This window comes from Dryocola mayonis (genome assembly GCF_051307045.1).
GTDB lineage: Bacteria > Pseudomonadota > Gammaproteobacteria > Enterobacterales > Enterobacteriaceae > Dryocola.
Genome location: NZ_CP150452.1, coordinates 1396147 through 1418210, shown reverse-complemented (window position 1 = coordinate 1418210; position 22064 = coordinate 1396147). Strand labels below are relative to the sequence as shown.

Sequence of the window (22064 nt, the reverse complement as noted above, 5' to 3'; positions counted from 1 at the left end):
AAGAGATTACATCTCTTATCTTTGCCACAACAACCATTCAAAGTAATTTTAAATTTCAAAATGCGATTTATATTCAATCAATTCATCCTTTGCAAGAACTCCACTGGAATCTATGTAGTTAATAATATCCCATTCATAAAGACACAACGTCAAAACCATTAATCTTACCAATGGGAAATCAGTCAAATTAATCAACACTTCGTAATATTCTTTTTTTTCTTGCCCCGATAACTTTTCATCGATCAACTTAAGCAAAAGATAAAAGCGTCTCGCTGAAGAGTGAATTGATTCTGAAACGTCACATTCGCTAATATCATTAGCGATGTCACTTCGTGAAAAGCCTTCATTTTTCTTAGAAAAAATAAGTTCCTCAAGATAATTTACAGCCTCACCTCCCTTGACTTCACTCCCATCCGCTTTACTTAATCTAAATTTATCGAAGGCAGTACGTTGAGCATCAATAAGATTATAAAATCTAGCTTCGAAATTCTTCAAGTAATCAAGATGTTCTTGACGTTTATTTTCTACAATGAGACTTGAATTAGCCTCTCTTTGTAGATTAACAGATCTTATCAAGAGCACTATGGATAAGAAGGTTAGTATAGGGTTTACAACCCCTCCCAAGTAATCACCGAATTGCGCCCAAACCTCAGTGCTTTTAGACAAACCTTTGCCAGTATTGAAGTTGTAGACATACGCAATTATGACGACAACTATAAAAAACAGGCTAAAATAAATAATCTTTTTCATTCTAAGATATCTCATGAATAAAATACTTAACAACTTCGCCGCTTCCTAACTTCAAGTCATGTACTGTTAAGGTAATAAAATCCCATTTATCTTTGGATAACCCATTATTTCGATGAAGATTTTCAGTGATTTTCTTCTTAAAGTCTAAAGGAACATATCTCAATCCTTTTGCTAAACCAAAAGCTGTCGTCTGATCATCACCTTGAACTATTAACCGGCCATTACCTGTCATTGAGTTAAATCGGGTAAAGATAACAGTAATTTGATATTCACGCTTTCCTTCTTCAGTTTCAGTAATATGCTGTGCTGTTTTAGGGGTTAGCATAGCGATTCGAGTTTTATCCCCCCTAGGTTTGTGGTTCAATTCTACATTGAAACTGCTCATAGTGGTTATTTTGTGCATATCGACCAGAGCACGCCGAAGAACTTCAAGGAGTTTATCCTCAACATTTTCCAATTCAGCAACAACTCCTAATGCACTTGCACTTAACTTATTAGGTTCAAGGAATAATGATTCTGAGATGAAATATGACATCACCTCACAAAAAACATCATTCCCCATCTTTTTTAACTTTCTTTTAAGTACTGGATCATTAATTTCGATACAAAAATTTTGCCCATAAGAGCTTTTAAAGCTTTGTTTCAGCTGAGTTCTAATATCATTTACACTTGTTCTTCTTTCAGAAACTTCTTGTTTGAGAATTGCTTCAGCGAGTGTTGATACAACTCTTGACGTCCCAGCTAAAGTCTTCAATCCGTAGTCCATATCGACCTGATGATCATCGCTGTTAATTACAATATCAAAATTAATATTCACAATACGTTACCTTTTATTCTATTGTTATCCTTCGCAGATTATTACCACTATCAATGGTTAAAGTTCAAATACTTAAACCAAAATAGTGAGCTAGCGCGCGCTCGTATCCCCGCCACGCCTGCCCGCTTTATGTAGCGGTTTTCATGCAGATGCATGACGGGCCGGAAAGCGCGCCAGTTCTGGCGGCCCCGACCCTTTGCGATCCTATATGGATCATGCGAATCCATGCACCATAGACATGCACCACCTTCGCATAACCGGCGACGCCATATGGGAGGGAATTTCCCCTGGTCGAAACTCGCTAATGCGTGCTCTCATCTTGCCCTACTCCGTAATCATTCAGCCTGGTAACCAGATCGCTGGTCAGTTCAGATAACCACGATATGGCAACCTCCTTATCGTCATCGCTGCAGTCTGCGTTGGCGACCAGCCGGGCCATAAGTTCGATACGCTGTAGTGCAAGTGACTCCATGAACAAATCGTTCACAACTCCCTCCCAATCTTACTGTTTATATATACAGTACATCATATGTAAATAAAGCTGAAATACTTTTTTACTCAGCTAACCCTTTGATTAATAGATAACCTCATTACCCAAAATTACCGCTTTAGAACCACTGCCGCCATTTATCATCTTCCTGGAGCCGTTCGTTCCGGTAAAAAATCCTCATCCCCGCGCCTGATGGGATGCTGCCGCCACGAAGAAGCAAATCGACCTCTTTCTCTGAACCTTCAAAGCCCCTGTTAACCAGTTCTGCTTCAAGCTGCAGCCGCTGTTGGTCCGTTATCTCCTGTTTGTAGCCTTTATGCTTCCTGGGTTTTACCAGGCGCAGCCGTGCTGTCAGTTCCCGCAGATCCTTTTTGCTCATATTTTCAAAATCCGGCAGCGGCGCGCCGCTTTCACTGCCGGATAATTCGCCCCCTGATTGGTTCAAAATTTCAACAGGGGGACAGTTATTGCCACGAGTCCAAGGGGCGCAAGCGCCCTGGTCGGCTGTCGCCTCCTGAACGTCAACGGCCTTACGAACCATTTTCCACTTGATTGCGTGCGTGCAAATTCGGCCCTCAACAATCGGGGACCAGATGCCATAAATGCGAATGCCATGATCGCCGTAGGCGCTCGGCTCGTCGTTAAGCTCGTATGCCGTCCTGACAAGATGATGCTTACGGGGAACCAACACGCCGCCCTGCTTCATGATGTACGTGGCAAAGCACCCCGCATCCGCAGCCGCCAGTACGGCGTCCAGACGGGCATTTTCCAGAACCGGCGCACCTGCTTTTTTATCGCCCTGCGATCTGCCAGCCTGGCCTGCCAGTAGGCGCAGCTCACGGTAAGCCTGGCGGCCCGGAATGCCGAAAAAACGGAACTGCTGGACGCGGTGCAGTGATGCCCAGGCGGTGACGTGCTCCGCACTGTCACGCAGTGATCTGCCCGTTTCCTTGCTGACTTCTTTAGCCAGCCCACGCCCGTCAATGTTCTTACTGATGTATTTGGCGATGTAACTGGTCGGCGTGCCTTTGCGTGGGTTGATCAGCTCAGATTTAAAGCGCGGCCCGGTATTTTTGCCCAGCTCCGCGCGGTCTTCGCGGATGGCGAATTTGCGCAGCAGCGCGGTGATGGCGCGGCGGTCTTTTTTACGCATGAAGCACAGCAGGTGCCAGTGCACGGTGCCGTCGTGATGTGGCTCTGCAACCCTGACGCCATACCAGCGCAGCCCTGCTTTGTGCAAGGCCTTACGGAATGCCGCGAAGGTTTCAACCAGATAATCACTGCTCTGCCGGACTGCTTCGCTGGTCCACTTCGGGTTTGGCCTACCGTTGTTGAGGGTGGCATGGAAGCGGGACGGGCAAGTGATGGTATAGAACACGGCGCAGTCACTGCGCATTTCAGCAATCAGCTCCAGCCCTTTGACGCAGGCCATCATTTCGTTGCGGCGGTGTGCCGGGTTACTGTTGCTGGCATTCACCACGTCTTCCATATCCAGCGTGTCGCCGTCGGTGTTTACCAGCTCATGCGACTTGAAAAACTCCAGTGACTTGCGGCGCTGTTCACGCTTATGGATCACAGCTTCATAGCTGACATACGGGGAGGCTTTCTTGTTGACCAGACAAACGGCGCGCAGCTGTTCCTCCCGCCATTCGCAGCGCATCTGCCACAGCTTGCGATACCACCAATCTGCGCAGAGCATACGCGCCAGCGATCCCGGAATGAGGTCATAAGGCACAGGCTTGCGACGGCGACGCTTCCGGCGCAGCTGCTCAAACGCAGGAGGGATCACATCCAGCCGCATTGCCTCAGCAGCCACCCTTTCCCACGCCTGGCGGATTTCTTCGGGTTTCACGTCGCCCGTAACAAAAAGATCACCGCAGGCCGCATCCAGACACACGTTCATGTGTGCCGCAACCAGCGTAGACAGGCGTTTTACTTGGTCCTGACTCATTTCAGGCAGGACCAGCAGCCCCTCCAGACCGTCATGGCTAGCCATGAACCGGAAGGAAGCAGACACCTGGCTGTCACGCACCCGCGCCAGGCGCTCAAGGCATGGCCTGATAGTTTCACGCAGATAACGGGAATAAGCCTTTGCCCGGCCCAGGCCATGAAAGTATTTGATGCGTTCCAGCAATGGCTTGCTGATGTGGGACGGCTCAGCGTTTACATCAGCGATAATCACCAGATCGGGATTAGTGCGCTGCTGCTCACGGGCCATTTTTGCGCGGCTGATGAGGTTATCCTGCTCCATTTCACGCTGGACAGGATCGCGGGACTCATTGAAGAAATAACGCTCCCAGACCTCATCACTCAGCGCCTCACGGCGCAGCTGCTCCTGCTCATTGTCGGCAGCGTACAGAGTGATCAGGTTTGAAAGTGCTGAACCCGGCGCTACTTCTGCCGGGTCAAGGTATGGGTTAACTGCTTTTTTGGCTAAGTTCCAGGCGTAAACCCCGGCAGCATTTTTTACCCCGCCGGGGGCTTGGGCAGGAGACAAGGCAGCGAGGCTGCCTGAAATACTTTCAGTCACTCACAAACCCCCGCGTACACACTGCTGCACACCGTGCTGTCATTCATTGCTGCCAGCAAATCGAACTGCGCACCACCGCGAGTCGTTAAGGCCCCAGACGCGGTAAGTCTCAATGCCATAGGCATCAACGGTAATAACCTCAATGCGTTTTTCAGCCCGGCGCGGGTCATGCGTGGATGGAAAGAACGTCGAATTGCCGCGGCGGGAGCACTCGGCCACCATTCTCTCCCATTCAGCCACCCGCTGGATTTCTTCAGGCCAGCGCTGAAATATTTCTGCCAGTTCAGACTTGCGGGCGTGGATGCATGGCATGCACCCGACACGGCTGCATCCCTGCAGATACAGTGGGTTCGGCTTAATGCCGTGACGCTTCGCAATGGCGAAAACATCTTCATGGAGCCAGTTAAGGATGGGACGGTAAACATGCAGACCAGGCGTGTTATCGGCATCTTCTTCCCACTCTGGAAGCAAGGCGCGTGCAGGTGACTCCTGGGCGCGGACACCCTGCCAGCTGATAACTTCGTCGTATAGCTCCAGTGCAGGCAGTACAACCTGGGTGCGCACGGGTTCGTGCTTCAGATCAAACGTGCAAAATCTTGCCTTCGTTGAAGGAAACCGCCCCTTCCACATGCACAAATCAAGAAAGGGGTTGCCCGTCGGTTTGAGGATTTCCAGTGCGCGGCTTACACGTTCTGCGGCTTCATCGGACGACATTCCACAGCCTTCGACCAGAGAAACGGGCCACTTCTCCGCAATGAACTTTCTTTTGCCTTCTACCTGACGCGTGAAATCAGCTTTGACGCGGGTCACTTTACCCAGTTTTGATTCCAGATAATCCAGATAGTCCATCGTCTGCGGGTGTTCATGACCCGTATCAGCAAAGACCGAAATATGAGGAACATCGTTTTCAATAGCCCGCAGCCACTGGGCAAGACTATCTTTGCCACCTGAAATACTGATGATGTTGATGGTATCGGCGGAGAGACAGCGTGAATCAATAGGATTCATACCGCCCCTCCGTTGTAGTGCTTGCCTTTCAGTTCAGCGATTTCCTGACAGGTGATGCAGCACTGCACGCCGGGAATAGCGCGGCGGCGAGCTGGCGGGATCGGTGCATCGCAATCAATGCAGAGAACACGGGCAACGCCCGGCACTTTGGCGCGGGCGTTGTGAATGTGACGCTGGAGGTCTTCTTCCACGCGCTGCTGCACGAGGTCCATTGAATCTGCCATCAGTGGATCTCCTGCGCTTCGTTCTGGATGGTTTCAGCAGCGTTACGCAGCAGCTCTGCCGCTTCGGTGCCGTTGAGTTTGCCGCGAGTGATATGCACCGCCAGCTTTTCCAGATGAGCTGCAAATACATCAGCACGGCCCCGGCGTTCTTCCATGCGCGCCTCGGTCAACATCAGGTTAAGCCCGGCATCATCTGGTCCGGTTTTCGTGGTTCGGGTTTCAATATTTCGCATTGTTTTCTCCTGAATTTGGGCAAAAGGAAGCCCGGCGGGTTTACGCCATTAATTTCTGGTTTGGTTTAAATCGGCATGGTCAGCCGTTTTGGAAATAAGCTCACCACTGCACGAAAATGGTTCATTGCCTTTATCAGCTCCCGCTTTTCGTCAGTCGTCAACTCACTAATTTTGACGCCGTGACGCTCTGCCGGAATATTAGCCATAAAAAATATGGCGGCTAATGCTCGCTTGTTCTGCTTATTATTAGCGTCCCGTGGGTCGCTCATTTCGTTAATAAACCGCTCAAGCTCTGACTCAATGTTGATTCCAAATACCTTTGCCCTTAATTCGGCTATGTGGTTCAACCCTTCATAGCGCTCACCGGGGCTTATCGAACGAGTCGTTGCAGCACTTTCAATAGCCATGGTTTCCCCTGTTTGATGGTTGACAGGTCAGCCAGCAGCTCAGCCTGCGAGTGACACGGATGCCAGCGCTTGCCATCTTTGCCCGCAATCCAGCCATGACCGAAGTGCATTCCTGGACTTTTCTTAATAAGCAGTGAAGCAAATGACGGTTCGTTAATCAGCATAAGCACCTCAGATCAGACCGAATGAAGCGCCCAGGCCCGACACGGTATCAACCGCACTTGCCATTGCCGGGCTTGTCTGCAGCCTGGCGTGCATAGAAACAGCCGTCAGCGCCATCAAACGAGTAACAGAGTTGATGCTGTCGATAACCTGCCGACGGCTGGCGGTGGTTTGTGGCTCACCAGAAACTGCGCTGGCAGCAACACGCCCGATCTCTGCTGTAGCATTCAGCACATAATGCGGCATCTTCTCGCTCGCCACTTCGTTCAACGGGACACACGGCAGGCAGTGAATCTGTGCCAGAAAGCCATCAACCAGAGTTGAGTCCTCAGTGAGATCAGTAAGCAGCCAGATTTCCGGCGCGGTGAGCTGATGCGGCTGCTCCGGGTTCAGCTTGTTGCGCAGTGTCTGAACGTTCATTTCTGCACGTTCCGCCAGCTTTGCCATGTTATGGCGTAAGGCGAAGGCCCGGCAGGGCCTCATCAAAATGCGGATGTTTGGAAACTCGATAGTCAAACATAGTCAGCGGCTCCGATGCATCTCAAAATGGAACTAACTAATAGCGACATTGCAATCAGAGAGCGCATCTACAGTCAGCGCGACAATGTTAATCATCACCTTCTCGCGTTTCTTGTCCTTACGCAGACGGTGGCGAGGCAAACGACCATCTGCAAGCATGTCGTTAATGGTGTCTACAGGCAGTCCAGTCAGCTCGCTGTAACGTTCGATTGTGACGTGTGGCGTATTCAGAGTGATTGAAATGTTTGGGGTCATGATGCAACATCTCCTATTGGCTTGTGGTGAGCCGGTTTAAGTCGTGACAAGAACTTCACAAAACGGAGAATAGGATCGCAATTTGGTTATGTCAACTCAAAAAAACACATTTCGCCATGTTAGCGACACCCTGAGAACTTCAATTTTGAATAATCGAGGTGGGCAGAAAGTAATCGAACGTATAGTTTCTGCCTATGGATTTGCATCGCGTCAGGCGCTTTGTAACCATCTCGGCATATCACAAAGCACCATGGCTAATAGATATGCTCGCGATACTTTCCCAGCAGATTGGGTGCTCATTTGTAACTTAGAAACCGGAGCTTCAGTGGAATGGTTGTCCTCTGGAGAAGATGCTGCCAAAACGAATGAGCCACCTAATGAAGAGTTTTTACCTCTAATGCAACAGCATTTACAGAGTGGAGATACAACTCTAGATCAACCGATTCGACAGTTCCCAATTGAGATTGAAATTAAAAATAACGAAGGTGGGAAGGCCGCAATTGATAGATTAGTTAACGCATACGGCTTCCCCACTCGACAAGCTTTGGCTGATCATTTGCGTATTTCCAAAAGCACGCTTGCGAACAGGTACCTTCGAGACACATTTCCAAGCGACTGGATAATTCAATGCGCCCTTGAAACCGGTGCCTCTCTACTTTGGTTAACAAGTGGAAAAGGTCCTAAATTCTCTAATGTTTCCAATTCAGTATCTTTTATTAAGAAGCAAAAATTAACTAAAGGGTTGTTGCAGGAGGAAGGGCCACATTGCAATCGATAATAGTTTATTAGTAAAAGAAATTAAAGATCCAATTGCAATTTCAGTCGATAATATAATTTATATCTCTGATACTAGGTTTGATGAGATCTCCGACGGTGATTGGTTAGTTGAAATTGAGGGTAAACTCCATATAAAAAAACTCACACGCATACCAATTGGAAAAGTTATTGTAAGTGGTTTAGACTCAACATTTGAATGTCTACTTAGTGAACTTAATATCTATGCAAAGTGTCATTCTGTTTTCATCAATTACGATTAAGGATTTTGTATGGATGATATGAACGAAGAAAATAACGAAAAAAGTTCTGACAATGAATTCGTCAGAAATAGCTATATTAATCTTTTGAGAAACTCAACAGACATACTATCATCTGAACAATATGATTACCTCTTTAAATTGCTTAAGAGAGGTGATCTAGATGAGTTTCGCCGTTTATATTGGAAGCATCTATCGCAGCATAAATCGAAGAAAGAGATAGCAGATTTTTTCAAGTCAAACAATAGCGGCCCAGAATATTTCAATAGTAACATGGAAGATAATTTAATATTAAGGGAAGAAATAGACATACTTAGAAAAAAACTTCATAGTGCAGAAAAAAACTTAGTAATCAATGAAGCGCGAACAAATAATTTCGAATCAGCTATACGTGATAAAGACTCGCAGCTAGAAATCTTTAAAACAAAGGTCAGTCAACTAGAGGCATCTAATAACGAGTTATTAAGTCGCGTACAACAAGAGCGAATTGACCAAAAAATTCCTGGTTATGTGGAAAACGTCAAAAAAGATCTAAGTACGGATGACGACCACTTTATATTTATGTCTAAAATTTGGGCTGCTATTGGCGGTATATTTGGAGTGCTTGCTGTTGCATTTTCATTTACCTCCATGTATATCACAATCGACTTTAATACATCTAAAGGATTTGAATTGTTCTACCTCTTCACTAGAGGTCTAATCGGAATTTCACTACTTTCATGGTTGTCGTATATTTGCTTGAGTAATTCTAAAAAATACACGCATGAGTCTATTCGTAGAAAAGACCGAAGGCATGCACTTATGTTTGGTCAGGTTTTCCTTCAAATTTATGGCTCAACTGCCACTAAGGAAGATGCAGTATTGGTGTTTAAAGATTGGAATATGTCAGGGGATTCAGCGTTTTCAGATCAAACAGAGCGACCTCCAAGTATCCAGACTCTTTGGGAAGCTGCAAAAGAAAAACTCAAAACAGCCCCGGACAAATCCTCAAGCTCGTAGCCGAAAGTAATGTATTATTTGCACCAAACCAAACATTGACCACTGTTCAAACATACAGTTAAATTTAGCCCTCAAACATGAGGGCTTTTTTTATGGCAGTACGAAAACTCGACACAGGAAAATGGATATGTGAGTGCTATCCCGCCGGGCGCAGTGGCCGCCGTGTGCGTAAGCAGTTCGCCACCAAAGGCGAAGCATTAGCTTTTGAACGCCACACGATGGATGAGACAGAGGCTAAGCCCTGGCTGGGAGAATCGGTAGATCGCCGGACTCTGAAAGACGTCGTTGAACTCTGGTTCAAACTACACGGCAAATCCCTGACCGCTGGCGAGCATGTTTACGATAAGTTGGTCCTAATGGTCGATGCACTTGGAAACCCTTTCGCTACTGATCTCAGCTCGAAATTGTTCGCACATTACCGTGACAAGCGCCTGACAGGTGAAATCTACTTTAGCGAAAAGTGGAAGAAAGGTGCCAGCCCGGTAACTATCAATCTGGAGCAAAGCTATCTGAGCAGTGTTTTTAGCGAGCTGGCCCGCCTTGGAGAATGGACGGCACCAAACCCGCTGGAAAGCATGCGCAAGTTCACCATTGCCGAAAAGGAAATGGCCTGGCTGACGCATGAACAAATCACAGAGCTTCTGTACGACTGCCAACGCCAAAGCGCCCTCCTCGCACTGGTCGTTAAAATCTGCCTGAGTACCGGAGCACGCTGGCGCGAAGCTGTGAATCTCACTCGCTCCCAGGTCACTAAGTATCGAATCACTTTCGTCAGGACCAAAGGCAAAAAGAACCGCAGCATTCCGATCAGCAAAGAGCTGTATGAGGAAATCATTGCCCTGGACGGCTTCAAGTTCTTTACTGATTGCTACTTCCAGTTCTTGTCAGTGATGGACAAAACCTCCATCGTGCTTCCGCGCGGCCAGCTTACCCACGTCCTGCGCCATACGTTTGCAGCACACTTCATGATGTCCGGCGGGAACATCCTAGCGCTCCAGAAAATCTTGGGCCATCACGACATAAAAATGACTATGCGCTATGCTCACCTGGCACCAGATCACCTTGAAACAGCGCTGCGCTTCAATCCGTTAGCGACTCTGCCAAATGGCGACAAAGTGGCGGCAGCGGTTGGCATTGCCCCGTAATCGCCACTCCTTACCACTAACCTAACTTATTGATTAATTTATAACTCATTGTTTTCACTAACCCATTTACATAAATGGGTTTTTTATTGCCTGAAAACCCTATTTATTCAAAAAATTATCTGTTTTCTTTTAACTTCAAATCACCTTCCCTCCCGCGTCTGACAAAATGATTCAACGCCAGCATAATCATCACCGCCGCAAGTCCGCCGCCTGAGCAGATATATAACACCCATGCGGGATCGTAATTATCAGCAGCGAAGCCTGCCGCAACCGGTAGAATCATCGTGATCGTCAGCTGCAAGCGCCATGATTTCGCCATTGCCGTGCCGGTTAAGGCGGCGGGGAAAGTTCGCATAATATTTAGCGTCGCCAGGACGTAAACGATATTAGTGAAGATATGCGCCGCTACGATCAGCAGCATTGCCAGCCCTTGCCTGTGCGTTATCGAAACCAGTACATAACAGCAGATGAACAACGCGAGGAAAATCACCGGCGCATGCAGTTTGCCGCTCTGGCGCGCCAGCTGCGCCTCCATGAGCAATAATGGACCGATCAGCTGTCCGAAACTACGTGCTAAAAGCAGCATTAATCCGGTATCCGTAACCTCACCGTTAAAATGCGGCGCCAGCGCGGGAAGCAGCGCCATTGCCGGTGCGCCTACCAGCGCAAGCGAGGGCAGCAACAGCAGGCTGCGGCGCTGGATCTCATTAAGCCCGCGCCACCTGAGCCTGCCGCCAGCCTCCGTCTTCTCCTGCCGCCCGACAGCCTGATAAGTTCGATGCGCCGCAAAAAGCAGAACAATAGCGAAGACAAAACTTAATGCATCCATAGCGAGGAGCGCCTGCGCGGGCAAGCGCCCGTACAGAAGCGTGCCGATACCAATGCCAAGAATTACGTTTGCCGCAAAGATCAGCGTCTCCAGGCCTGAAGCCGCCGCAAGCTCTGTCGATTGCAGACCGTTTTTCAGAAGCTGGCTTAGCACGGGCACCATCATACCGCCGGCAAACGCCGCTACGGCCTGGCTTAACAACAGCAGAATTTGGTTGTCGCTGTATAAAGACCACAGCGGGAAGACGAGTCCGCCGAACCCGAGCAGCTCACCCAGCATTACAATGGGAATAAGCGGCATTCGGCTGAGCAGTTTTTCCGCCAGCATGCTGCCCGGAATGCCCGGAGCCAGCGCCAGAATATAAGCCAGGGTCAACGCCGAAGGTTTTGCCGCAAGCGTGAGAAGCTTGCCAAAAACGATAACGTAGGTAAGGCCGTTACCAACCGAGGAGAGCAGCAGCGCGCCGCCGAGCAGCGCAAACCAGCGGTATTTCCGCAGACAGCGAAGAATAAGAAAAAACATAGGTATCCCTTATCAACAAGCACAGGTAAGTGGCCGACGGTAAAGTCGGTTTAAAGCCGTGGTTATCGGTAAAGGAACAACTACATTGGCGTGAAGCTCGCGTTAAGAAACTACTTCACACTCTAGCTGGCAAACGCCAAAAAATCACCTGCCAGATTTAGCGCACGATCTTCGCCACCATGCGGGTAAGATCTTCGCGGCTCATCGGCTCGCGATCGGTGACGTAGTGCAGGGTCATGCCTTCGATAAAGGCATCCAGCGTGCGGGCGGTAATAGGATCGAAGAAGGTTTCCAACGCCTGCTGGCTGCGCTTCATCCAGTCCTGCATGATGGTTTTGAGCGGCGGCGTACGATTGGCGTAGGCATAAAGCTGGTACATCACCTGCAGATTGTAAGAGGTGGCAATCTCCTCGCCGCAAATCATGTCGACGATGGCCCTCGCAGGCTTCCTGCGCGTTTTTCGCCCTTTCAAGCCGCGCGCGATAGCTGTCCGACATACCAAGCGCGAACTGAGTGAAGGCTTCGCTTAGCAGCGAGTCGATGCCGTCAAAATAGTAGGTCATCGATCCCAGCGATACGCCCGCCGCTTCCGCGATCTTTCGGTGCGTGATATGGCTGACGCCGTGCTCTACCAGCATATCCAGCGTGGCCTGCAGAATGCGGGCGCGCCGGTCAGGATCGTTGCGTCGTGGTGCTTTGCTCATGCTAAGTCCTGTTAAATGCCGGTGTCGGCGGCGGAGAAAAGAGTCTGTGGGGGATTATGTACAAATGTACACATTCTTGCTAGTGTAAATGACATCCGTCTTACTTTACTGGTCCCATCCATGCCTGCCGCTCCGACCCAAAGAAAAGCCTTATTGCATCGTACCTGGGCGCTGTTCGCCTTCTTCTTTCTGCCCGGCCTGGTGATGGCTTCCTGGGCGACGCGCACCCCGGCCATCCGCGATACGCTGAGCGTGTCCACCGCCGGCATGGGCATCGTGCTGTTTGGCCTCTCCGTCGGCTCAATGAGCGGTATTTTATGCTCCGGCTGGCTGGTTAAACGCTTCGGCACGCACAATATTATCCGCAGCGGCATGACGCTGATGGTCGCCGGCATGCTGGGTATGGGCAGCGCTTTGTTCTTCTCATCGCCGGTTCTCTTTGCTCTTGGTCTTGCGGTGCTGGGAATGGGGCTTGGCTCGTCCGAAGTGGCGATGAATGTGGAAGGCGCCATTGTCGAAGGGCTAATGAAAAAGACCGTGCTGCCGATGATGCACGGTTTTTACAGCCTCGGCACGCTGGTGGGCGCGGGCATCGGCATGAGCCTGACGGCCATTAACTTCGTCGCCTTCGGCCATTTGCTGCTGATAGGTCTGCTGGTCATCGTGCCGATTGCGGTTGCGATCCGCGCCATACCGCACGGCGTCGGCAAAGAAAATCCCGCGGGCGATGCCGCAAATCCGGCCGAGCCGCACCCGCCTTTTTATAAAGATATTCAGCTGCTGCTGATTGGCACCATCGTGCTGGCGATGGCCTTTGCCGAAGGCTCGGCCAACGACTGGCTGCCGCTGCTGATGGTCGATGGCCATGGCTTTAGCCCGACATCCGGCTCGCTGATCTACGTTGGCTTTACGCTGGGCATGACCGTTGGGCGCTTTACCGGCGGCTGGTTTATCGACCGCTACAGCCGCGTGACGGTGGTACGGGCCTGCGCGCTGATGGGCATTCTCGGCATCGGCATGATCATCTTTGTCGACAGCGCCTTCCTCGCCGGCGTGTCGGTCATTTTATGGGGGCTGGGTACTTCCCTTGGCTTCCCGCTGACGATTTCCGCCGCGGGCGATACCGGGCCGGATCCGGCGACCCGCGTAAGCGTGGTTGCCGCTTCGGGCTACGTTGCTTTTCTCGTAGGGCCGCCGCTGCTTGGCTTCCTCGGCGAACATTATGGGCTACGCCTTGCTATGCTGGTGGTGCTCGCGCTGATGGTGGTCGCCGCGCTGGTTGCCCGTGCCGTGGCGAAACCTTCGCCGTGCACCCGGCTGGCAAGTGATACAGAATAATGAATGACGTAGTTCAACGGAGGATTCGATGAGTGTAAAACTAATTGCCGTAGACATGGATGGCACTTTTCTCGACGACAGTAAAAACTATAACCGTGCGCGTTTTGCCGAACAGTACCGGCAGATGAAAGAGCAAGGCATTCGTTTTGTCGTCGCCAGCGGTAACCAGTATTACCAGCTCAAATCCTTCTTCCCGGAAATCGAACATGAGATTTCGTTTGTGGCGGATAACGGCGGCTGGGTGGTAAGCGAAGGCGAGGACGTCTTCAACGGCGCGCTGACGAAACAGCAGTACGATACCGTGATCAACCATCTGCTGACGCTGCCCCACGTGGCCGTCATCGTCTGCGGCAAGCGCAGCGGCTATACGCTGAGCAGCTATTGCGCAGAGTTCAGGCAGATGGCGGGCAGGTACTACCATCGCCTGGCGCTGGTGGATAATTTCTCCCATCCGGACGACGTGATTTTTAAATTCGCCCTTAATCTGCCGGATGATTTACTCGCCGATACCATGGATTCCCTGACCGCGATTCTCGAAGGCATCGTCGTGCCCGTCTCCAGCGGCCACGGCTCCATCGACCTGATAATTCCGGGCGTTCATAAAGCCAACGGGCTGCGCATTCTGCAGGAAAAATGGAATATTCACGACGGCGAGGTGGTGACCTTCGGCGACGGCGGCAACGACATTGAGATGCTGTGCCAGGCTGGTTTCGGCTTTGCGATGGCGAACGCGCCGGACAAAATTAAGCAGGTCGCACGCTTCCAGACCGGGCATAACAACGCGGAAGGCGTGCTGGATGTGATTGATAAAGTACTCAAGCGCGAAGCGCCTTTTAACAAATAAAGCGCTTCGCGAAGAAGCGGCGTCTGGCGCTTACCCACCCGAAGCAACCGCAGGGCGGGCAAGCGCCGGCCGCACGACTACTTCAGCTGGTTACGGCGATACTCTCCCTGCCGTTCCAGCATCCAGCCCGGGTATTCCCGCGGCAGCTCACTTACGGCATCGAGTTTCTGCAGCTCATCGTCGGTGAAGCGAATCTGCGTCGCGGCGATATTATCGTTAAGCTGCTCCACCCGTTTGGCGCCGATAATCACGCTGCTGACCACCTGCTGATGCAGCAGCCAGGCGAGCGCGACCTGGGCTACGGAAACGCCTTTGCCCTCTGCGATTTCACGCATTACGTCCACGCAGTCGAAGGCGCGGTCTTTGTTGACCGGCGGGAAGTCGAACTCGATGCGGCGGCTGCCCTCTTCGGCCTTGCCGTCGCGGCCGTATTTGCCGCTCAGCAAGCCGCCCGCCAGCGGGCTCCAGACCATCAGCCCCACGCCTTCGCTTTGCAGCATAGGCACCAGCTCGCGCTCAAGATCGCGTCCGGCGATGGTGTAGTAAGCCTGCAGCGATGCGAAGCGCGCAAGACCCAGACGTTCGGAAATCCCCAGCGCCTTCATGATTTGCCACGCGGCCCAGTTCGACACGCCTATATAGCGCACGTGCCCGTGCTGCACCAGCGTATCCAGCGCCCGCAGGGTTTCTTCGATCGGCGTTGCCGGATCAAAACCGTGCAGCTGGTAAAGATCGATATGGTCGAGCTGCAGGCGCTGCAGGCTGTCTTTCACGCTGTTGATGATGTGGTAGCGCGACGAGCCGCGGGAGTTGGTTGCGCCGGTGCCGGTTTCGCCGAACACCTTGGTAGCAACCACCACGTTTTCACGCGGGACCTTCAGATTTTTGAGCGCCTGGCCGGTAATAATCTCCGAGCGTCCTTCGGAGTAAACGTTCGCGGTATCAATAAAGTTGATGCCCGCATCCAGCGCGCCGCCGACCAGCTTTTCCGCGTCGGACTGGGCAAGGTTGCCTATCTTGCCCCACATGCCGCCCTCGCCACCAAAGGTCATGGTGCCAAGGCATAGCTCCGAAACAAACAGACCGGTGTTACCAAGTTTTTTATAACGCATAGTGGTGACCTCATGTTCAGGGTTTCAGATAGTTTTTCTTCAACGGCCTGACAGTTATACGCCCACTTTCCCGTTCTGAAATGGTGGATTTCTACCCATTTCTTGCCCGATTCTGCAAAAATCTAGCCGCGCGGCGCGTCGCCGAATACGGAATAATCAGGCAGATTCACCTGCTGATACGGCTCCCAGCCGCCGCCGAGGGCTTTATACAGGGCGACTAAATCAATGCTGCTTTGTACCCGCGCCTGGGCGCGCTGCTGCTCGGCCTGGGCCAGCTGCCGCTGGGCGTCCAGCACGTCGATAAAGGTGGCGATGCCCTTGCGATAGCTGTCGCTTGCCAGATCGAACGCGGTCTGCAGCGACTGCGTAGTCTGTTCCAGGCCCGCCTCCCGCTGCTGGTCGGTGCGATAGCTCACCAGCGCGTTTTCCACATCCTGCAAGGCGGTCAGGACGGTCTGACGATACTGCAGCACCGCGCTGCCCTGCTGCGCGCGCGCGACCTTCACGCTGGAAACCAGCCGGCCCGCCCTGGAAAATCGGTATCGAAACCTGCGGGCCGAAGCTGTAAAAATGGCTGGCCCAGTCGAGTAAATAACCCGACTCGTCATTACGTAAACCCAGCTGCCCGGTAAGTGAAAGCGACGGGAAAAGCTGGGCCACGGATACGCCAATTTGCGCGGTCGCCGCATGAAGATTGGCTTCCGCTTCCCGCACGTCCGGACGACGTCGGGCGAGGTTTGCCGGAATGCCCACGGACACGATATCCGGCAGCTTCGGCAACGCCTGTTTCGCCGTCAGCTCCGGGTCAAGCGCGCCCGGCGGCTTGCCCAGCAGCACCGCAAGCCCGTTCATCGCCTGGCGTTCCTGCGCCTGATACTGCGGCAGCTGCGCCTGAAGATTGCCAAGCTGCGCGCGCGCGTTTTCCACGTCCATCTGCGGGGACAGCCCGCCCTTCTGGCGGCTGGTGGTCAGCTCGAGCGTCTGCTGCGCCGTATCGATTTGCGTTTGCAGCGTCTGCATCACGCTTTGCGCCCCGCGCAGCTGCAGCCAGGCGCGGGCCACCTCCGCTTCAAGCGATACCAGCGCGTCGTTGCGCTGTTCGATTGCCGCATCCTGCTGGGCCTTCGCCGCCTCGACCTGACGCCGCACCTTGCCCCATAAATCCAGCTCCCAGCTGGCGTCGAAGCTTCCCTGGTAGAGCGTTATCGGCTTGGTTAGAGGATCCAAAGCGCCGTTCAGGGAAGGATCGGCCTCGTTAAGCTGGTCATAGACGCCATGGGATTTTAATTCGCCCTCCAGCCCCAGCTGCTGGCGCGTAACGCTCGCGCTGCCGTTAACGCTCGGGTAAAACGCGCCGCCCGCCTGGGTGATTTGCTCACGCGATCCGGCAATGCGCAGCACGGTCTGCTGCAGGGACAGATTGCCGGCGATGGCCCGCTCGATCAGGCTATCAAGCTGCGGGGAGTGAAAACTTTTCCACCAGCGCGGATCGGTTGCGGTGGTTTGCGCGCGCGAAGCCACGCCCGGCGCGTTCTGGTTGGCCGCGTCGTTAAAGCTTGCGGGCGTTTGCGGCCTGGCCGGCTGATAATCCGGCCCGACGGCGCAGCCGGACGCCAGCAGCGCCAGCGTGGTCATCCACATTTTCCTGTTCATATCAATGCGCTCCTGCAGCACCTTCGCTCTTCACCGGCGAAAGCAATAAACATAATGGGATCAGCAGCAAAGCCACGACGCTCAGAATGGTGAACACGTCGATGTAGGCGAGAATGCGCGACTGTTCAATCATCGTCTTATAGAGCTGTCCGGTGGCGAGGCCGGTCGGGTCGCCAATCTGCGTCGTGAAGTTCCGAATCGCCTGCGCGCCGCTTTTAATGGCCTGCTGAAACTGCTCGTCAAACGGGTTCATATGGGTGCTGAGATGGGCGCTGTGCGCCTGCGCCCGTTCGGTAATCGCCGCCGTTGAAAGCGAAATGCCTATCGAACCCGCCACGTTACGGAACATGGTGAACAGCGCCGCCGCGTCGGCGTTCAGCCTGCGGGGAATGGTAATAAACGCAATGGTGGTGAGCGGCACGAATAAGAAGCCCAGCCCGAAGGACTGCGCGCTGCGGAACAGCACCAGCGTTTCAAAATCGACGTTCGGCGTTAAATTGCGCGACCAGAAAAACGACGCGGCAAGGCAGCTGAAGCCAAAGGCGATAATCCAGCGCGTCTGCACAACCGGCATCAGCTTGATAACCAGCGGAATGGTCAGCACAATCAGCACCGCGCCGGGCGACAGCACAAGGCCCGACCAGGTAGCGGTATAGCCCAAATCCTGCTGGGCAAGCTGTGGGATCACCACCGAGCTGCCGTACAAAATCATGGCCATTCCCGCCATCAGCATGCTGGAAACGGCAAAGTTTTTATCCTTCATGCAGCGTAAATCCACCACCGGCTTTTTGGCGTAGACGAGCCAGAAAATCGCCCCGATGATGCCGATTATCGTCAGCACGGCGAAGGTGCGGATAAAGTTCGAGTAGAACCAGTCGTCGTCTTCGCCGCGATCGAGCATGACCTGCAGGCAGCCGAGGCCAAGCGCGATAAGGCCGATGCCGGTCCAGTCGACGGTGAGTTTTTCTGCAGATTTGCGCTCCCAGGGCGGGTCTTCCAGCAGCTGATAAATCGCCAGCACCGTGACGATACCCACCGGGATATTGATGAAAAACACCCAGCGCCAGGAATAGTTGTCGGTTATCCATCCGCCGAGCGTCGGCCCCAGCACGGGCGCGACGATAATCGCGATCGACGACAGCCCGAACGCCTTGCCGCGATCCTCGGGCTTGAAGTAATCCAGCAGCACCGACTGCTGCGTAGGCTGTAAACCGCCGCCGAAGAAGCCCTGCATCACGCGGAACAGAATAATTTCCCACAGCTCGGTGGCGATGCCGCACAAAAACGAGCAGATGGTAAACATCACGATGCAGATTAAAAAGAACTGCTTGCGGCCGAACAGGCGGCTCAGGAAGGCGGAAATCGGCAGCACGATGCCGTTTGCCACCAGGTAAGAGGTGAGCACCCAGGTGGATTCGTCATAGCTTGAAGAGAGCGAACCCGCGACGTGCGGCAGCGCCACGTTGACGATGGTGGTATCGAGAATTTCCATAAATACCGCAAGCGTGACGACTATCGCCACCGCCCACGGATTGCTGGCGGGCTTCCAGTTATCGTGATGCTCAGCGGCCATGTCGCTCATTCGACCGTGACCTTCGGTTCGACGGACAGCCCCAGCGGCAGCGGATGATTCGCATCCAGCCCTTTATCAATGACAATTTTCACCGGCACGCGCTGCACGATTTTCACAAAGTTGCCGGTGGCGTTTTCCGCCGGGAAGGCCGAGAAGCGCGAGCCGCTACCCTGCTGAATGCTGTCGATATGCCCTTCCAGCTCCATATCCGGGTAGGCGTCCACGCTGAGCGTCACCTTATTGCCAGGACGCATTCTTTCAAGCTGGGACTCTTTAAAGTTCGCGGTGACCCAGATATCCGGGGAAACCACTGAAAACAGCGCCGTGCCGGCCTGCACCAGCGAGCCGAGCTGCACGTTACGCAGCGTGACAAAGCCGTCAAACGGCGCGCGGACCTGGGTATAAGAGAGATTCAGCTCTGCCGTCTCAAGCTGGGCTTTGGCCTGATCCACCTGCCGGGCGCGGGCTTCCACGTTGGTTTCCTGCTGGCGGATTTGCAGTTTGACCTGGTTTGCGACCTCAAGCTGCGCACGGGCGTTGGCCGCGCCGGCCTCTGCTGAACGCAGCTGCGCGCTGGCGGTGTCGATATTCTGCTGGGAAGTGGCGCGGGGATCCACGCCGCGCTGGCGTTTGTATTCCGCGCGGGCGTTGGCTAAATCCGCTTCCGCTTTGGCGACCTGCGCCAGCGCCTGATCGCGCTGGGCCGGATACTGCACTTTCGCCAGTTCGAGCTGCGCCTGCGCCTGATGCAGCTGTGACTCCGCAAGGCCGACCTGCGCCCGGGCCTGGTCGCGCTGCGCGGCGGCATCCCGCGGATCGATAACCACCAGCAGGTCACCTTTATGCACCCGCTGGTTATCACCGACGTGTAATTCCGTCACGTAGCCCGCCACTTTCGGGGCGATGGTCACCGCGTTACCTTCGGTGAAAGCATCGTCGGTGGTTTCTTCATTACGGGTCAGAAACCACCACACTGCCGCCACGATAACCATGATTACAACGACGACGCCCAAAATAATCAGCGGCTTTTTGCCGGGGCGTTTTTTTTCGTCGTTTTGGTTGTTCTCGTCCTGCCTGCCGTCTTTTTGATTATTGTTTTTTTGAGCGCCGCTGTTTTGCTGCTCTTCGCCGTTATCCGGCTTGTCGTTTTGATCTGCCATATGTTTGCCAGTCGTCCTGCTACGCGTTATCTGCGTCACAAAAAAATTTACCGTTTAGTAAATTTAGGAGCTTGCTATACATTTGCCAGGAAAAACTGACGATTGGTATTAATCCTGGACCAACAGCCGGACTAAACCGTATCCCACCAGCGCCGCCCAAAGCAGCATCGGCAGCGAATAGTAGTGGAACCGCACCCAGATGCGCCGGTCGTTAGCCATGCGCAGCGCGATAAGGTTGGCAAGCGAGCCCGGCAGCAGGCCGAAACCGCCGATATTGACGGCAAACGCCAGCACAACGGAGGCCGGCACGTAGTTCAGCAGCAGAATAGTTGCGGGCACGTTGCTGATTACCTGCGAAAGAAGAATGCCCAGCGTGAACAGGCCGCCCTGCGAAAGCTGGCTTACTCCCTGCAGCGCATGCTCAAGCACCGGCAGCCGGGTAATTAAATGGACGTCGATAAACATCGCTATAAAGACCAGCAGCAGGCTCCAGTCGATGCTTAACAGTATGCGCCGGGCGGCAACGAAAAACCCCAGCGCCACCAGAGCCAGCCCCCAGATCTCCTGCCCGAGCTCAAGCGAAACGATAAACACCAGGTACAGCGCAACGCTTGCGTACACCAGGCGCGGCCGCCAGTCGTGGATCCTGTCGTGCCCGCGATAGTTCAGCGCCCTTTTCGGAAAGCAGAACCAGCACAGCGCCAGCAGGCTTGCTACCATCGCCGCCGCCAGCGGAGCCATCTGTCCGCTAAAGGCGCTAAAGGAAAGGCCGGAGCGTCCCCATAGCAGGATGTTTTGCGGATTGCCGACGGGCGTGAGAAGCGAACCGGCGTTCACCGCCAGCGCCTCGAAGATAATCAGCCGGGTCACCGGCATCGAACAAAGTTTTTTCAGCGTGATGGTCAGCGGCACGATGATAAACAGCGCCACGTCGTTGGTCAGAAAGGTGGAAAGCGCCGCCGCCGCGCTGACCATAAATATCGCCAGCTGCCGCTCGCTGCCAAAGCGCTTTACCATCCTGCGGCCCAGCACGTCAAAATAGCCGCTTAGCTCCACGCCTTTGGTCAGCATCATCAGCCCGGCAAGGGTGATGATGGTATGCCAGTCGATAGCATCGGCCCACAGGCGCGGGCGAAAGGGCACGGCCAGGCTGCACGCCGCTCCGATAAGCAGTAAAAGATGAAGGAAACGATCGCGCAAAAACGGGCGGACCAGCGTTTTCAACATTTATTGGCCAAACCCGCTCTGCTCTGTAAAGCGGCGGAACGCCTCGAGGGTTTCCTCGCTGACGTGATGCTCTACGCCTTCGGCATCAATGCGCGCCGTTTCCGGGCTGATGCCTAACGCCAGGAAGAAGTTCTCCACAATCTGATGGCGCTCACGGCTCAGCTGCGCCTGCTTCTCCCCTTCCTGGGTGAGAAAAACGCCTCGCCAGGGGATCTGCTCAATCAGGGCCCAGGCTTGCCAGACGTTTAAGCATTTTAGCGACCGTCGGCTGCGAAACCCCAAGACGCGCGGCCATATCCACCTGGCGCACTTCCCCCACTTCGCGGATAAGATCGGAAATCAGTTCGACGTAATCGTCAATTAACTCACGCCGGTGCGCTTCCCGCACCTGACGAAAACCTTCGACATGTTCTTCAACGTTAAGTAATTGCGTCACTTTTTCGCTGTTCTTTTGACCTGCCTGACGGCTCATGGAGCTTCCTCATACAGTGGCGCGGCGTCGTTCTTCGACGACGGAAGGCCCCATTGT

The 22064-nt window shown here is 53.2% G+C and carries 18 protein-coding genes and 6 pseudogenes; 5 read left to right on the top strand and 19 right to left on the bottom strand.

What is annotated here, in order from left to right; all coding sequences use genetic code 11:
• Positions 1-48 precede the first annotated feature (48 nt).
• The 11 genes and pseudogenes from WLO32_RS06840 to WLO32_RS06790 all read right to left on the bottom strand — a co-directional run bounded on the left by WLO32_RS06840 (position 49) and on the right by WLO32_RS06790 (position 7395).
• On the bottom strand, positions 49-750 hold the full coding sequence (locus tag WLO32_RS06840) for a hypothetical protein (RefSeq protein ID WP_435947688.1): 702 nt from the start codon (positions 748-750) through the stop codon (positions 49-51).
• A 1-nt stretch (position 751) separates the two neighbouring features.
• A complete protein-coding gene (locus WLO32_RS06835; protein WP_286777753.1) occupies positions 752-1567 on the bottom strand; it encodes a hypothetical protein in 816 nt (271 codons plus the stop codon).
• Positions 1568-1868: 301 nt separating this feature from the next.
• The gene (locus WLO32_RS06830) at positions 1869-2039 is read right to left on the bottom strand and encodes a hypothetical protein (protein WP_435947687.1); all 171 of its coding nucleotides are present in this window, start codon (positions 2037-2039) and stop codon (positions 1869-1871) included.
• Positions 2040-2175: 136 nt separating this feature from the next.
• Positions 2176-4554, bottom strand: a complete 2379-nt coding sequence (locus tag WLO32_RS06825; RefSeq protein ID WP_435948259.1) for a replication endonuclease — start codon at positions 4552-4554, stop codon at positions 2176-2178.
• Between the two features lie 29 nt (positions 4555-4583).
• Positions 4584-5595: pseudogene (locus WLO32_RS06820) on the bottom strand (phosphoadenosine phosphosulfate reductase domain-containing protein).
• Positions 5592-5819 carry a TraR/DksA family transcriptional regulator gene (locus WLO32_RS06815; RefSeq protein ID WP_435947686.1) on the bottom strand — a complete coding sequence of 76 codons (228 nt, stop codon included), beginning with the start codon at positions 5817-5819 and terminating at the stop codon, positions 5592-5594. The pseudogene WLO32_RS06820 and the gene WLO32_RS06815 overlap by 4 nt, the downstream one beginning before the upstream one ends.
• Positions 5819-6052, bottom strand: a complete 234-nt coding sequence (locus WLO32_RS06810) for a DUF2732 family protein (protein WP_045355694.1) — start codon at positions 6050-6052, stop codon at positions 5819-5821. The genes WLO32_RS06815 and WLO32_RS06810 overlap by 1 nt, the downstream gene beginning before the upstream one ends.
• Positions 6053-6117: 65 nt before the next feature.
• Positions 6118-6459, bottom strand: a complete 342-nt coding sequence (locus WLO32_RS06805) for a DUF5347 family protein (protein ID WP_435947685.1) — start codon at positions 6457-6459, stop codon at positions 6118-6120.
• The gene (locus tag WLO32_RS06800; protein WP_435947684.1) at positions 6423-6623 is read right to left on the bottom strand and encodes a phage filamentation protein Fil family protein; all 201 of its coding nucleotides are present in this window, start codon (positions 6621-6623) and stop codon (positions 6423-6425) included. Before WLO32_RS06800 ends, WLO32_RS06805 begins: the two co-directional genes overlap by 37 nt.
• 7 nt (positions 6624-6630) lie before the next feature.
• Positions 6631-7141: pseudogene (locus WLO32_RS06795) on the bottom strand (phage regulatory CII family protein).
• A 32-nt stretch (positions 7142-7173) separates the two neighbouring features.
• The gene (locus WLO32_RS06790; RefSeq protein ID WP_004201303.1) at positions 7174-7395 is read right to left on the bottom strand and encodes a regulator for prophage; all 222 of its coding nucleotides are present in this window, start codon (positions 7393-7395) and stop codon (positions 7174-7176) included.
• 145 nt (positions 7396-7540) lie between these two features.
• Between WLO32_RS06790 and WLO32_RS06785 the strand changes: the two are divergent.
• The 3 genes and pseudogenes from WLO32_RS06785 to WLO32_RS06775 all read left to right on the top strand — a co-directional run bounded on the left by WLO32_RS06785 (position 7541) and on the right by WLO32_RS06775 (position 10573).
• Positions 7541-8432: pseudogene (locus tag WLO32_RS06785) on the top strand (phage repressor protein CI).
• Positions 8433-8441: 9 nt separating this feature from the next.
• On the top strand, positions 8442-9428 hold the full coding sequence (locus tag WLO32_RS06780) for a hypothetical protein (protein ID WP_435947683.1): 987 nt from the start codon (positions 8442-8444) through the stop codon (positions 9426-9428).
• A gap of 92 nt (positions 9429-9520) precedes the next feature.
• Positions 9521-10573, top strand: coding sequence for a phage integrase (locus WLO32_RS06775; RefSeq protein ID WP_435947682.1), 1053 nt, complete (start codon positions 9521-9523; stop codon positions 10571-10573).
• Between the two features lie 115 nt (positions 10574-10688).
• Here the strand turns inward: WLO32_RS06775 and WLO32_RS06770 are convergent, their stop codons facing one another.
• Complete coding sequence (locus tag WLO32_RS06770; protein ID WP_435947681.1) at positions 10689-11924, bottom strand: MFS transporter; 1236 nt, start codon at positions 11922-11924, stop codon at positions 10689-10691.
• A 157-nt stretch (positions 11925-12081) separates the two neighbouring features.
• Positions 12082-12562: pseudogene (locus WLO32_RS06765) on the bottom strand (TetR/AcrR family transcriptional regulator).
• A 186-nt stretch (positions 12563-12748) separates the two neighbouring features.
• Here WLO32_RS06765 and WLO32_RS06760 point away from each other — a divergent pair.
• Positions 12749-13966: an MFS transporter gene (locus WLO32_RS06760; RefSeq protein WP_435947680.1), complete on the top strand. Its 1218-nt coding sequence runs from the start codon at positions 12749-12751 to the stop codon at positions 13964-13966.
• A 28-nt stretch (positions 13967-13994) separates the two neighbouring features.
• Positions 13995-14810 (top strand): Cof-type HAD-IIB family hydrolase, encoded by an 816-nt coding sequence (locus tag WLO32_RS06755; RefSeq protein WP_435947679.1) that lies wholly within the window; start codon positions 13995-13997, stop codon positions 14808-14810.
• 77 nt (positions 14811-14887) lie between these two features.
• On the opposite strand, the gene WLO32_RS06750 is transcribed toward WLO32_RS06755, so the two are convergent.
• The 6 genes and pseudogenes from WLO32_RS06750 to mntR form a co-directional block, all read right to left on the bottom strand.
• Positions 14888-15922, bottom strand: a complete 1035-nt coding sequence (locus WLO32_RS06750) for an aldo/keto reductase (protein WP_435947678.1) — start codon at positions 15920-15922, stop codon at positions 14888-14890.
• 122 nt (positions 15923-16044) lie between these two features.
• Positions 16045-17575, bottom strand: a pseudogene (locus WLO32_RS06745) (efflux transporter outer membrane subunit).
• A gap of 1 nt (position 17576) precedes the next feature.
• Positions 17577-19148 (bottom strand): DHA2 family efflux MFS transporter permease subunit, encoded by a 1572-nt coding sequence (locus tag WLO32_RS06740; protein ID WP_435948258.1) that lies wholly within the window; start codon positions 19146-19148, stop codon positions 17577-17579.
• A 5-nt stretch (positions 19149-19153) separates the two neighbouring features.
• Positions 19154-20308 carry an HlyD family secretion protein gene (locus tag WLO32_RS06735; protein ID WP_435947677.1) on the bottom strand — a complete coding sequence of 385 codons (1155 nt, stop codon included), beginning with the start codon at positions 20306-20308 and terminating at the stop codon, positions 19154-19156.
• A 108-nt stretch (positions 20309-20416) separates the two neighbouring features.
• On the bottom strand, positions 20417-21535 hold the full coding sequence (locus WLO32_RS06730) for an SLC13 family permease (RefSeq protein ID WP_435947676.1): 1119 nt from the start codon (positions 21533-21535) through the stop codon (positions 20417-20419).
• A pseudogene (gene mntR, locus WLO32_RS06725) lies at positions 21536-22007 on the bottom strand (manganese-binding transcriptional regulator MntR).
• Positions 22008-22064: the final 57 nt, after the last annotated feature.